12 protein-coding genes are annotated in these 12,275 nt (G+C 68.8%); 7 read left to right on the top strand and 5 right to left on the bottom strand.

All coding sequences use genetic code 11. From position 1 onward, the window contains the following. From lysA to argH, 3 genes are read right to left on the bottom strand one after another with little or no spacing between them, the layout of a single operon-like run. Positions 1-1,266 carry a diaminopimelate decarboxylase gene (lysA, locus tag ATE62_RS14545; RefSeq protein WP_058807832.1) on the bottom strand — a complete coding sequence of 422 codons (1,266 nt, stop codon included), beginning with the start codon at positions 1,264-1,266 and terminating at the stop codon, positions 1-3. A gap of 17 nt (positions 1,267-1,283) precedes the next feature. Beyond that, entirely contained in the window at positions 1,284-1,550 is a 267-nt protein-coding gene (locus tag ATE62_RS14540; protein WP_058807833.1) for a hypothetical protein, read from the bottom strand. Continuing rightward, positions 1,547-2,917, bottom strand: coding sequence for an argininosuccinate lyase (gene argH, locus ATE62_RS14535; RefSeq protein WP_058807834.1), 1,371 nt, complete (start codon positions 2,915-2,917; stop codon positions 1,547-1,549). The genes ATE62_RS14540 and argH overlap by 4 nt, the downstream gene beginning before the upstream one ends. On the opposite strand from argH, the gene ATE62_RS14530 reads away from it, so the two are divergent. Then, positions 2,916-3,542, top strand: a complete 627-nt coding sequence (locus ATE62_RS14530) for a TlpA family protein disulfide reductase (RefSeq protein WP_082662823.1) — start codon at positions 2,916-2,918, stop codon at positions 3,540-3,542. The genes argH and ATE62_RS14530 overlap by 2 nt on opposite strands. Here the strand turns inward: ATE62_RS14530 and ATE62_RS14525 are convergent. After that, positions 3,539-4,258, bottom strand: coding sequence for an IclR family transcriptional regulator (locus ATE62_RS14525; protein ID WP_058807835.1), 720 nt, complete (start codon positions 4,256-4,258; stop codon positions 3,539-3,541). The two genes, ATE62_RS14530 and ATE62_RS14525, sit on opposite strands and share 4 nt — an antisense overlap. Before the next feature lie 107 nt (positions 4,259-4,365). On the opposite strand from ATE62_RS14525, the gene ATE62_RS14520 reads away from it, so the two are divergent. The 6 genes from ATE62_RS14520 to ATE62_RS14495 all read left to right on the top strand — a co-directional run bounded on the left by ATE62_RS14520 (position 4,366) and on the right by ATE62_RS14495 (position 11,224). Next, on the top strand, positions 4,366-5,280 hold the full coding sequence (locus ATE62_RS14520) for an SDR family NAD(P)-dependent oxidoreductase (protein ID WP_443028865.1): 915 nt from the start codon (positions 4,366-4,368) through the stop codon (positions 5,278-5,280). Further along, a complete protein-coding gene (locus tag ATE62_RS14515; RefSeq protein ID WP_058818542.1) occupies positions 5,280-6,116 on the top strand; it encodes a MaoC family dehydratase in 837 nt (278 codons plus the stop codon). Before ATE62_RS14520 ends, ATE62_RS14515 begins: the two co-directional genes overlap by 1 nt. Next, positions 6,113-7,552, top strand: coding sequence for a 3-oxoacyl-[acyl-carrier-protein] synthase III C-terminal domain-containing protein (locus ATE62_RS14510; protein ID WP_058807837.1), 1,440 nt, complete (start codon positions 6,113-6,115; stop codon positions 7,550-7,552). The genes ATE62_RS14515 and ATE62_RS14510 overlap by 4 nt, the downstream gene beginning before the upstream one ends. Positions 7,553-7,565: 13 nt before the next feature. Further along, positions 7,566-8,771 carry an acetyl-CoA acetyltransferase gene (locus ATE62_RS14505; RefSeq protein WP_058807838.1) on the top strand — a complete coding sequence of 402 codons (1,206 nt, stop codon included), beginning with the start codon at positions 7,566-7,568 and terminating at the stop codon, positions 8,769-8,771. Positions 8,772-8,876: 105 nt separating this feature from the next. Then, a complete protein-coding gene (locus tag ATE62_RS14500) occupies positions 8,877-10,073 on the top strand; it encodes a CoA transferase (RefSeq protein WP_058807839.1) in 1,197 nt (398 codons plus the stop codon). Next, complete coding sequence (locus tag ATE62_RS14495) at positions 10,070-11,224, top strand: acyl-CoA dehydrogenase family protein (protein WP_058807840.1); 1,155 nt, start codon at positions 10,070-10,072, stop codon at positions 11,222-11,224. The genes ATE62_RS14500 and ATE62_RS14495 overlap by 4 nt, the downstream gene beginning before the upstream one ends. Before the next feature lie 83 nt (positions 11,225-11,307). On the opposite strand, the gene ATE62_RS14490 is transcribed toward ATE62_RS14495, so the two are convergent. Further along, the gene (locus tag ATE62_RS14490; protein WP_058807841.1) at positions 11,308-12,192 is read right to left on the bottom strand and encodes a hypothetical protein; all 885 of its coding nucleotides are present in this window, start codon (positions 12,190-12,192) and stop codon (positions 11,308-11,310) included. Between the last annotated feature and the right edge of the window lie 83 nt (positions 12,193-12,275).

Raw genomic sequence — 12,275 nt, 5'->3', positions numbered from 1 at the left:
TCAGTCGATCCAGTCGGGAACGCGTTCGGCGGCCATGATCGTGCCCGCGGCGATGCGGTCGGCGACCACGGCGTAGCGGTCGCCGTCGACGAGCACCTCGGGCACCAGGCTGCGGCTGTTGTAGGTCGACGCCATCGTCGCGCCATAGGCGCCCGCGCTGCAGAAGACCGCGAGGTCGCCCGCCTCGACCTTGTCGATCAGCCGGTCGCGCGCAAAGGTGTCGCCGGTCTCGCAGACCGGCCCGACGATCGACGCGGTCATCGTCTCGCCCGACGGCTCGACCGCGAGGAAATCGTGCCAGGCGTCGTAGAGCGCGGGCCGGGCAAGATCGTTCATCGCCGCGTCGACGATCACGAAGGGGTGCGTCGCGCCGGGCTTCACCCACAAGGTCTCGGTCAGCAATACCCCCGAATTGCCCGCGATGACGCGGCCGGGCTCGAACATCAAAGTGACGTCCCAGTCCCTGGTCACGCGCGCGACCATCGCGCCATAATCGGCGGGCGACGGCGGAATGATATTGTCGCCGGCCCGATAGGGCACGCCGAGGCCGCCGCCCAGGTCGACATGGGTGATGCTATGCCCTGCGCTGCGCAGGTCGGCGACAAGCTCGCCGACGCGCTTGAACGCCGCCTCGAAGGGAGCGAGGCTGGTCAGCTGGCTGCCGATGTGGACGGCGATGCCGCGCATGTTGAGCCCCGGCAGCGCGGCGAGGCGGGCGAAGATTTCGGGCGCGGCGTCGATGCCGACGCCGAACTTGTTCTCGGCCTTGCCGGTCGAGATCTTGGCGTGGGTGCCCGCGTCGACGTCGGGGTTGACGCGCAGCACCGCGGGCGCCGTCATTTCCTTGCGCAGCGCGATTTCGGCGAGCGCGACGCCCTCCGGCTCATGTTCGATGTTGAACTGGCCGATGCCGCGGTCGAGGCCAAGCGCGAGTTCGGCGCGGGTCTTGCCCACCCCCGAAAAGACGATGTCCTCGGCCGCCATGCCCGCCGCGAGCGCGCGCTCGAGTTCGCCGCCCGAGACGACGTCGGCGCCGTAACCCTGCCGCGCGAGCACGCGCAGCACGCCGAGATTGGGGTTGCTCTTGATCGCGAAGGCGAGGTGCTTCTTCGGCACGTCCTTCAGCCCGTCGCGGAACGCCTGCGCATGGCGCTCGAGCGTCGCGCGCGAATAGACATAGACGGGGGTGCCGATGTCCTCGGCGATCCGCGGCAGCGGAACATCTTCGGCGTGCATGACGCCGTCACGTAGGTCGAAATGATTCATCTGAAAAAGTCCTGAGCTCAGCCCGGAGGCGGCAAGTCGAAATCGTCGGGTTCGCGTTGCTCGGATCGTTTGAGAAGTTCGTCGCTGCGCGCCGGCTTGGCCTGCGCGTCAGGCGTCGTAAGCTCCTCCGTGGTCGGCGCGCGCTTGGCCCCGACGGGCAAGGGCGCGGGCGGGTCGCCGGCGATCGGCTTCAGATCTTCCTTCTTGCCGCACGCGCCGAGCGCGCCGGTGAGCAGCGCGCCGCCGAGGACGGTCAGGACAAGGTGGCGCGTCGCGTTCATCATTCCTCCAGCGCGGCGCGCGCCGCGGCAATGGCCTGCCTTACCCGTTCGGGCGCGGTGCCGCCATAGCTTGTTCGGCTGGCGACCGACGCCTCGACGGTCAGCGCCGCGAGCGCCGCGGGAGTGACCGCGGCGTGGATCGCAGCGGCTTCCGCGGGCGGCAGCGCCGACAGCTCAACGCCGAGCTGCTCGGATCGTTTCACACAGGCGCCGACGATATGATGCGCGTCGCGGAACGGCACCCCCGCCTCGCGCACCAGCCAGTCGGCGAGGTCGGTCGCGGTCGAGAAGCCCGACGCGGCGAGCGCGCGCATGCGGTCGGTGCGGAACGCCAGCGTCTCGATCATGCCGGTCATCGCGGCGAGCGACAGCGCGAGCGCGTCGAAGGCGCCGAAGACCGTTTCCTTGTCGTCCTGCAGGTCCTTCGAATAAGTGAGCGGCAGGCCCTTCACGATCACCGACAGGCGCTGGAAGGCGCCGAGCAGCAGGCCCGCACGGCCGCGCACCAGTTCGGCGGCGTCGGGGTTGCGCTTTTGCGGCATGATCGAGCTGCCGGTCGACCAGGCGTCGGGCAGGCTGACGAAGCCGAAGGGCTGGCTCGCCCAGATCACGACTTCCTCGGCGAGGCGCGACAGGTGGATCGCGGCGATGGAAGCGCTGGCGCAAAATTCGAGCGCGAAGTCGCGGTCGGACACGGCGTCGATGCTGTTCGCCATCGGGCGGTCGAAACCGAGCGCGGCGGCGGTGGCATTGCGGTCGAGCGGGAAGCTGGTGCCCGCGAGCGCCGCCGCGCCGAGCGGCGATTCGTTGAGGCGCTTCGCAGCGTCGGCGAAGCGCGAGCGGTCGCGGCCGAACATCTCGACATAGGCGAGCAGATGGTGGCCGAGCGTCACCGGCTGCGCGACCTGGAGGTGCGTGAAGCCGGGCATGATGCTGCCCGCATGTTCCTCGGCGCGCGCGAGCAGCGCCGTCTGGATCGCCTTCAGCCCCGCGTCGATGCGGCTGCAGGCGGTGCGCACCCACAGCCGGAAATCGGTCGCGACCTGGTCGTTGCGCGAGCGCGCGGTGTGGAGCCGACCCGCGGGCTCGCCGATGATTTCCTTGAGCCGCGATTCGACGGTCATGTGGATGTCTTCGAGCGCGAGGTCGACCGGCACGCCGTTCGCGGCGAACTCGCCCGCGATCTGCGCGAGGCCGGCGTCGATCTTCGCCGCGTCGTCGGCGGAGATGATCCCCGCGGCGCCGATCATCGCGGCATGCGCGCGGCTGGCGGCGATATCTTCTTCCCACAGGCGCTTATCGACCGGGATCGACGCGTTTATCTCTTGCATGATCGCCGCGGGACCGGCACCGAAGCGGCCGCCCCACATGCTGTTGCTGTTCGGAGAATCCGCCATCCGCCGCGTCCCAAGCCTCTATTCGTTGATTCCGGCGCTGCTGCTGGCCGGATCGATCGCGGGCTGCGATAGGGAAAAGGCCGGCGGGGAGCAACCCGGGGCGGGCCAAGCAAATATTTCGGCTTCCGAAGCCAAGGGCGGGGTCGAGACCTTCAAGCACCAGGTGATCCGCACCGAAGCGGGCAAGCCCGCGCCCGCGGTGAGCTTCACCGGGCCCGACGACGCGCCGGTGACGCTCGCGGCGTTCCGCGGCAAGCCTTTGCTCGTCAATCTGTGGGCGACCTGGTGCGCGCCGTGCGTCGCCGAGATGCCGACGCTCGACAGGCTCGCCGCGGCGCAGAAGGACAAGCTGACCGTGGTCGCGGTCGCGCAGGATTTGCAGGGCGCGGCGGTGGTCGACCCGTGGTTCGCCAAGGCGAAGCTTGCGGCGCTTCAGCCCTATATCGACCCCGACAACCATCTGCTCGACGTCTATAACAGCGCGCTGCCGACGAGCATCCTCTATGACGCCGAGGGGCGCGAGGTGTGGCGCGTGATCGGCGCGATCGACTGGCAGGGCGAAGAGGCGAAGGCGCTGCTGGGCGAAGCGGGCTTCTAGCCCCCGGCCGCCGCCGCCAGTTCGACCAGCGCGCGGCCGAGCGCCGCGACCTCGGTCGCGCCGCGCGATCCGGCGAAGAAGCTCGCCGAGGCGCAATATTCGGCGCCGCGGCCCGGCACCACCGCGGCGAGCGTCCAGATGCCGATATGCGTATGCCCCTCGTCGAGCGCATAGCCCGCCTGCGCGGCGAGCCCGACCTGCGTCGCATAATCGGCGAAACTGACCGGCTTCTCCCAGCGCACGCCGGCAAAGCGCCGTGCGATCTCCGCCTCGTCGGCCGCCTGCGCCGCGGCGAACGCCCGCCCGACCGCGCCGCCGCCGAGCGGCTGGCGCTGCCCCTGCGCGAGGTGGATACGCAGCACGGCATTGCTCTCGGCATGCGCGACGAGTTGCAGCCGGTCCTTCGACGCGACCTGCCACAGCCCGGCGGTGACGCCATGCTCCTGCGCGAAGCGCGTCATCAGCGGGCGCAGCCGGTCGATCATCCGCCGTGCGTCGCCGTCGCGTAGCAGCCCCGAGCGCGCCCAGCCGTCGGCGAGGCGATAGCGCTTGCCCGGCGCCTCGCGCACCACCGCGCCCTCGGCGACGAGCGTGCCGAGCAGGTTGAAGCAGGAGGATGCGCCGAGCCCGAGCGCGCGGCCGATGTCGGACAAGCTCATCGGGTCGCGCTCGGCGAGCAGGCGGAGTAGCGCGAAGGCCTGCGATACCGATCTCACTTCACCAGCCATGGCTCTCTTTTCACAAATATGAAAACGATATTCTTTATATTGAATATCGCGGAAAGCTCAACTAGCCGGATCGCAATCGTCGAAGGGAGAGTCGCATGGGCATGCTGGACGGCAAGGTGGTCGCGGTGACGGGCGCGGGACGCGGCGTCGGGCGCGAGATCGCATTGCTCTGCGCGAAGGAAGGCGCGGCGGTCGTGGTCAACGATCTGGGCGGCAGCGCCGAGGGCGAAGGCGCCGACCTCTCCCCCGCGCAGGAAACGGTAAACGACATCAAGGCGGCCGGCGGCAAGGCGCTGGCGAACGGCGCCAGCGTCTCCGACCCCAAGGGCGCGGCGAGCATCATCGAGGATGCGGTGCAGCACTTCGGCCGCATCGACGCGGTGGTGAACAATGCCGGCATCCTGCGCGACCGCATCTGGCACAAGATGAGCCATGAGGATTGGAGCGCGGTGATCGACGTTCACTTGAACGGCTGCTTCAACGTGTCGAAGGCGGCGACCCCCTATTTCCGCGACCAGCAGTCGGGCAGCTTCATCCACTTCACCTCGACCAGCGGGCTGATCGGCAATTTCGGTCAGGCTAATTATTCGGCGGCGAAGCTCGGCATCGTCGGCCTGTCGCAGTCGATCGCGCTCGACATGGCGCGCGCCGGGGTGCGCTCGAACTGCATCGCCCCCTTCGCGTGGAGCCGGCTGATCGCGACGATCCCCGCGACCAACGAGGCCGAGGCGCTGCGCATCGAGCGGATGAAGACGATGACCGCCGACAAGATCGCGCCGCTCGTCGCTTTCCTCGCCAGCGACGCGTCGCAGGAAGTGTCGAACCAGGTCTTCGGCGTGCGCAAGAACGAGATATTCCTTTTCTCGAAACCGCGCCCGATCCGCTCGATGCAGAAGAATGAGGGCTGGACCGCGCAGGCGATCGCCGACGAGATGCTCCCGGCGTTCCGCGGCAGTTTCGCCAATCCGGCGGAGCGTTCGGGGGACGTCTTCGGCTACGATCCCATCTGATGGCGATCGACCCCGACTACCTCCTTTCGATGCCGCCGATCGTCACGCGGCAGGTGCTCACGCCGCGCGACACGATCCTCTACGCGCTCGGCATCGGGGCGACCGAGCTCGATTTCCTGTTCGAGGAACGGCTGAAGGCGCTGCCGACGATGGCGGTGACGCTCGGCTATCCGGGCTTCATCTGGCGCGACCCCGCGCTCGGCGCGAATTGGCAGAAGATATTGCACGGCGAGCAGTCGACGATCCTCCACGCGCCGCTGCCCGTTGAAGGCGAAATCGTCGGATCGACGGTGGTCGAGGCGCTCTACGACAAGGGCGCCGACAAGGGCGCGCTCGCGATGGTGACGCGCGAGATTCATGACGGCGCCGGCACGCATCTCGCGACCTCGCGCTCGATGACCTTCCTGCGCGGCGACGGCGGCTTCGGCGGATCGGCCGAGGGCGTGCCGGTGCCGCACGCCATTCCCGACCGCGCGCCCGACGCGGTGGTGACGCTCACCACCGCCGCAAACCAGGCATTGATCTATCGCCTGTCTGGCGACCTCAACCCGCTGCACATCGACCCCGATGTGGCCAGGGCGGGCGGCTTCGAGGCGCCGATCCTGCACGGGCTCGCGACCTATGGCGTGATCGGGCGGGCATTGCTCGCCGCGCGCTGCGGCAATGAGCCCGCGCGGCTGAAGCGGCTCGACGGCCGCTTTTCGTCGCCGGTCACCCCCGGCGAAACGATCGAGACCTCGATCTGGGACGAAGAGGGTGGCAAGCTCGCCTTCCGCGCCCGCGTGGTCGAGCGCGACAAGATTGTTTTCACCAACGGCTATGCGGAGACGGCATGAGCGAGTTCGGAATCCTGTCCTTCGGCGCCTATGTGCCGATTACCCGGCTGCAGCGCAGCGCCATCCATGCGACGAACAGCTGGTTCGCGGGCGGCCTGCGCGGGCTCGCCAAGGGCGAGAAAGCCGTCGCCAACTGGGACGAGGACAGCGTCACCATGGCGCTCGAAGCCGCACGCGATGCGCTCGACGGCATCGACCGCGCGAGCGTGCAGCGCGTCGCCATCGCGTCGACCACGCTGCCTTTCGCCGACCGCCAGAATGCCGGCATCGTCAAGGAGGCGCTGAATCTGCCCGACGCGGTTGGCGCGCTCGATGTGGCGGGTTCGCAGCGCGCCGCGACCTCGGCGTTGCTTGCGGCGCTGGGCGGCAACGAAACCACGCTGGTGACGGCGGCGGAAATCACGACGCCCAAGCCCGCGTCCGAACGCGAGATGACGAGCGGCGATGCTGCCGCCGCCGTGCTCGTCGGCACCGGCACGCCGATCGCGACGCTCGTGGCGAGCCACAGCGTCACGATGGATTTCGTCGACCATTTCCGCGAAGCCGGCGAAGCGCATGACTATGACTGGGAAGCGCGCTGGGTGCGCGACGAGGGCTTCGCGCGGATCATGAACCCCGCGATCGCGGCGCTGCTGAAAAAGGCCGGGGTCGAGGGCGCGGCGATCGACCATTTCCTCGTCCCCGTCGCGGTCAAGGGCGTTCCCGAAATGCTCGCGAAGAAGGCCGGTATCGGCGAAGGCGCGGTCGCCGACACGCTCGGCGCGAACCTCGGCCATGCGGGCGCGGCGCATGCGCTGGTGATGCTCGCCGGCACGCTCGAAAAGGCGAAGCCGGGCGAGCGCATCCTGCTCGCGAGCTTCGGTCAGGGCTGCGACCTCATCCTGTTCGAAGTCACCGGCGCGATCGGGTCGGTGAAGCCGCGGCTCGGCGTGTCGGGCTGGCTGGCGCGGCGGATCGAGTCGACCAATTACGCCAAATATCTCTTCCACCGCGGGCTGCTCCAGCTCGACCGCGGCGCGCGCGCCGAGCATGACAGCAAGACCGCGCTGACCGCGCTGTGGCGGGGTCGCAAGGCGGTGCTCGGCCTCGTCGGCGGGCGTTGCACCAAGACCGGCACGGTGCAGTTCCCGAAGAGCGAGGTCAGCGTGGGCGGCAACGACCATGCGGTGGGGACGCAGGAAGATTATCCGCTCGCCGAGGTCCCCGCAAAGGTGATGACCTGGACCGCCGACGCGCTCACCTACTCGCCCGATCCGCCCAGCTATTATGGCAATATCGACTTTGTCGGCGGCGGGCGCATGATGACCGAGTTCACCGATTTCGCGGGCGATGCGCTCGACGTCGGCGCCGATCTGCGGATGATGTTCCGCATCAAGGCGTATGACGAGAACCGCGGGTTCCGCCGCTATTTCTGGAAAGCCGCGCCGGCTTTCTGAGAGGAGACGACAAATGGCCAAGGGTATCCGCGACAAGGTCGCCATTCTGGGCATGGGCTGCGCCAAGTTCGGCGAACGCTGGGACAAGGACGAGGACCAGCTGATGCTCGAGGCCTATGAAGAGGCGATGGCCGACGCCGGGATCGAGGCGAGCCAGATCGACGCCGCCTGGCTCGGTGCCGCGTTCGACGCGCAGAATATCGGGCCGAGCGGCATCCCGCTCGCGGTCGCGCTGCGCCTGCCCGACATCGGCGTCACCAAGGTCGAAAATTATTGCGCCAGCGGCACCGAAAGCTTTCGCGGCGCGGTCTATGCCGTGGCGTCGGGCGCGTGCGACATCGCGCTCGCAATGGGCGCCGAGAAGCTGAAGGACACCGGCTATGGCGGGCTGCCCGTGCGCACGCGCGGCACGACGCACGACATGGTCGGGATCACCGGGTCGGCGCCGGGCAATTTCGCGCAGCTCGCGAGCGCCTATCGCGGCGTCCATGGCGTCAGCAAGGACGACCTCAAGCGCGCGATGGCGCATGTCTCGGTCAAGAGCCACGCCAATGGCGCGAAAAACCCCAAGGCGCATCTGCAAAAGGCGGTGACGATGGATCAGGTGCTGGGCGCGCCGATGATCGCCGAACCGCTCGGCCTGTTCGACTGCTGCGGGGTCAGCGACGGCGCCGCCTGCGCGATCGTCACCACGCCCGAGATCGCGCGCGCATTGGGCAAGACCGATATCGTGACGGTGAAGGCGCTCCAGCTCGCGACCTCGAACGGCTGGGAGATGCAGGCGCAGGGGTGGAACGGCAGCTATTTCCACACCACGCGCGTTGCCGCGACGCGCGCCTATGACGAGGCGGGGATCACCGATCCGCGGTCGCAATTGAGCCTGATCGAGGTCCACGACTGTTTCTCGGTCACCGAGCTGGTGACGATGGAGGATCTCCATATCTCGAAGGAAGGCCAGGGCTGGCGCGACGTGCTCGATGGATTTTACGACTGCGACGGCGCGATCCCGTGCCAGATCGATGGCGGGCTCAAATGCTTCGGCCACCCGATCGGCGCGTCGGGGCTGCGCATGATTTACGAAAATTATCTCCAGATCCTCGGCCGCGCGGGCGAGCGCCAGCGGCAGGATAATCCGGTGTTCGCGCTGAGCCACAATCTCGGCGGCATGCCGAACCAGAATGTGTCGTCGATCGCGATCATCGGGCGCGCGGATGCGTGAGTTGAGTATCCGTCGCCCCCGCGAAGGCGGGGTCCGCTGTGGGTTTGCGCAGCGGCGAAGAGTAAGGCCGACTGCGGCCCCCGCCTTCGCGGGAGCGACGGCGTAATGTATAACCTCCTCCCCAATCTCTCGGTCATCGAGGCGTCGTCCTTCGTCGCGTCGCCGACCGCGGGGCTCTATCTCGCGCAGATGGGGGCGGAGGTGATCCGCGTCGACCAGATCGGCGGCGGACCCGATTTCCGGCGCTGGCCGGTCACCGAGAACAACGACTCGCTCTATTGGGAAAATCTCAACCGCGCGAAAAAGTCGGTCGCGCTCGACCTTGGGCGGCCCGAGGGACGCGAGCTGCTGCAGGCGCTGGTGCGCGCGACCGGCCAGTTCGTCACCAACTTCCCCGTCGGCGGTTTCCTGTCGCACGAGACGCTCGCGGAGGGACGCCCCGACCTCGTCACCGTGCGCGTGATGGGCTGGGCCGACGGCTCGCCCGCGCTCGACTATACGGTGAACAATGCGGTCGGTTATCCGATGCTCACCGGCGCGGGGCCCGAGCCGGTCAACCATGTGCTGCCCGCCTGGGACCTGCTGACCGGCGCCTATGCCGCCTTCGCGCTGATGGCGGCGATCCAGCGCCGCACCGCGACCGGCGAAGGCGGCGAGGTGCGGCTGCCGCTGTCCGACATCGCGATCGGTACGGTCGCCAACCTCGGCGGCATCGCCGAGGTCCTGTACGGCGAGGCGAACCGCCCGCGGCTCGGCAATGCGGTTTACGGCCTGTTCGGGCGCGACTTCGTGACGCGCGACGGCGAGCGGACGATGATCGTGGTGGTAACGCCGCGGCAATGGGCGAACCTGATCGCCGCGCTGGACCTCGGCCCGGCGGTCGCGGCGATCGAGGCGGAACGCGGCGTGTCCTTCGCCAAGGACGACGGGCTGCGCTTCGATCACCGCGACGTGCTATACCCGCTGTTCGAACAGGCGATCGCGGCGCGCGATCATGCCGACCTCGCTGTGGTGTTCGACGCGGGCGGGATCGTCCATTCGCCCTATCGCACGATGCTCGACGCCGCGAACGACCCGGCGCTGGTCGCGGACAACCCGATCTTCGGCGCGGCAGCGAACCCCAGCGGCTTCGCCTATCCCGCCGCGGGGGCCTTTGCGACGATCCCGCAGGCCGACCGCCGGCCACCCGCCCCCGCCCCGCGCAATGGCGAACATAGCGAGGCGGTGCTCGCCGGGCGGCTGGGGCTTTCCAGCGGCGCGATCGCCGCGCTCATCGACGAGGGACTGGTCCACCAGGCATGACCCAGGATTATACCGCCATCCGCGAAGAGGTCGCCAAGCTCTGCGCGCAGTTTCCCGGCCCCTATTGGCAGGCGAAGGACCGCGCGCGCGAATATCCGAGCGAGTTCGTCGCGGCGCTCGGAGAGGCGGGTTATCTCGCCGCGCTGATCCCCGAGGAATATGGCGGCGCGGGCCTGCCGCTGTCGGCCGCCGCCGCGATCCTCGAGGAAATCCAGCGGCAGGGTTGCAACGGCGGGGCGGTTCACGCGCAAATGTATGTGATGGGCACGGTGCTGCGCCACGGGTCGGAGGAGCAGAAGGCCCGCTACCTGCCGCGCGTTGCGACCGGCGAGCTTCGGCTGCAGGCGTTCGGCGTCACCGAACCGACGAGCGGAACCGACACGCTGAGCCTCAAGACCGTCGCGAAGAAGGATGGCGACGAATATGTCGTCAACGGCCAGAAGCTGTGGACCAGCCGCGCCGAGCATAGCGACCTGATGATCCTGCTCGCGCGCACCACCCCGCGCGAGGAAGCGGCGAGCCGCACCGAAGGCCTGTCGGTCTTCCTCGTCGACATGAAGGAAGCGCTCGCCGCGGGCACGCTGTCGATCCGCCCGATCGACACGATGATGAACCATGCGACGACCGAAATCTTCTTCGACGCTATGCGCATTCCCGCCGCGAATTTGATCGGCGAGGAGGGCAAGGGTTTTCGCTACATCCTCTCGGGCATGAACGCCGAACGGCTGCTGATCGGTGCCGAGTGCATCGGCGATGCGAAGTGGTTCATCGAGAAGGCATCAAGCTACGCGAAAGAGCGCGTGCTGTTCGGGCGCCCGATCGGGCAGAACCAGGGCGTGCAATTCCCGATCGCGCGCGCCTATGCCCAGATGCGCGCCGCCGAACTGCTCGTCCACGACGGCATCGCCAAATATGAGGCGGGCGAAAATGCGGGGGCCGAAGCCAATATGGCCAAGATGCTCGCCGCCGAGGCGAGCTGGGCGGCGGGCGAGGCGTGCATCCAGACGCATGGCGGTTTCGGCTTCGCCGCCGAGTACGACATCGAGAGGAAGTTCCGCGAAACGCGGCTCTATCAGGTCGCGCCGATCAGCACGAACATGATCCTGTCTTACGTGGCCGAACATGTGCTGGGCATGCCGCGCAGCTATTGAAAAAAGGCGGGCCGCGAAGGGCCCGCCCAGTGTACGGCCGGGGACTTGGGGGTCATGCCGGCCGCTCCCTTCCTTTCAGAAAATCAGGGCTCGTTGCGCTCGCGCGCCGACGCCGGCGCCGGGCTCGCTTCCTGCGCCTTGGCCTCGTCCTTGAGCTGGCCCTTGGTCATGCCGGTGACGAGCACGTCGCCCGAGCCGGCGAAGTTCGCGGCGGGGAGCGTCGCGAAGCGGTCGCCGACCTCGACGGTCACCGCCTCGACGACACCGCGCCCGGTCTGGCGCACGCTCTGGACATAACCGATCGCCTTGCCGCGCGCGTCGGTCACCGTCATGCCGGGTTCGACCGCGAACATGCCGCCGCCGCTCGCCGCGCCGCTGCCCGCGGCGGCGAGCTGGCCGAGGCCGCCCTGGAAGCTGCCCGCCGCCGAGCCGGTGCCGCTCGCCGTTCCCGACACGCCCGACAGCGCGCCGCCGGCCTGGTCGCGGACGCCGCCGGCCGCGCCGCGCGCGGTGCCGGTGACGGTCGAGGCGGTGCCGCGCGCCGTGTCGATGGCGCCGCGGCCGGTCTGGCCGACGAAGTCGGTGCCGACCGCCTGCGCGTCGAGCGCGCCCTGGCCCGACGCGCCGCCTTCGCCCGTGCCGCTGCCGCCGACGGCATTGCCGAGCAACTGGCCATTGCCGTTCGCCGAGCCCTTGCCGTGGACTTCGCCCTGTCCATTGCTCTGGACGCGGCCCGAGCGGCGATCGACCTTGGCCTCGCCGCGGCCCGAACCGGTGAGGTCGCCCGCCGAACCGAGCGTGCCGCCGACCGGGCCGCGCGGCCCGCCGAGCGTACCGCCCAGAGTGCCGCCGAGGCCGCCGGTCAGCCCACCGCCGCCACCGCCGAGCAGCTGCGCCGAGGCAGGCGCGGACAGCGCCATCGCCGAAGCGGCGAGCGCGAGGGTCGAAATGAGGATGCGGTTGGCCATAGGTCTTCTCCTGAACTTGCGGCCCGCAAGCCGGGCCTGGCAGGAGAACGACGGCGCGTCCGATTTTCTTCCCGAAAAGTTCG

Source organism: Sphingopyxis sp. HIX (genome assembly GCF_001468285.1).
Classification (GTDB): Bacteria; Pseudomonadota; Alphaproteobacteria; order Sphingomonadales; family Sphingomonadaceae; genus Sphingopyxis.
This window is presented reverse-complemented; position numbering and strand designations above follow the sequence as displayed.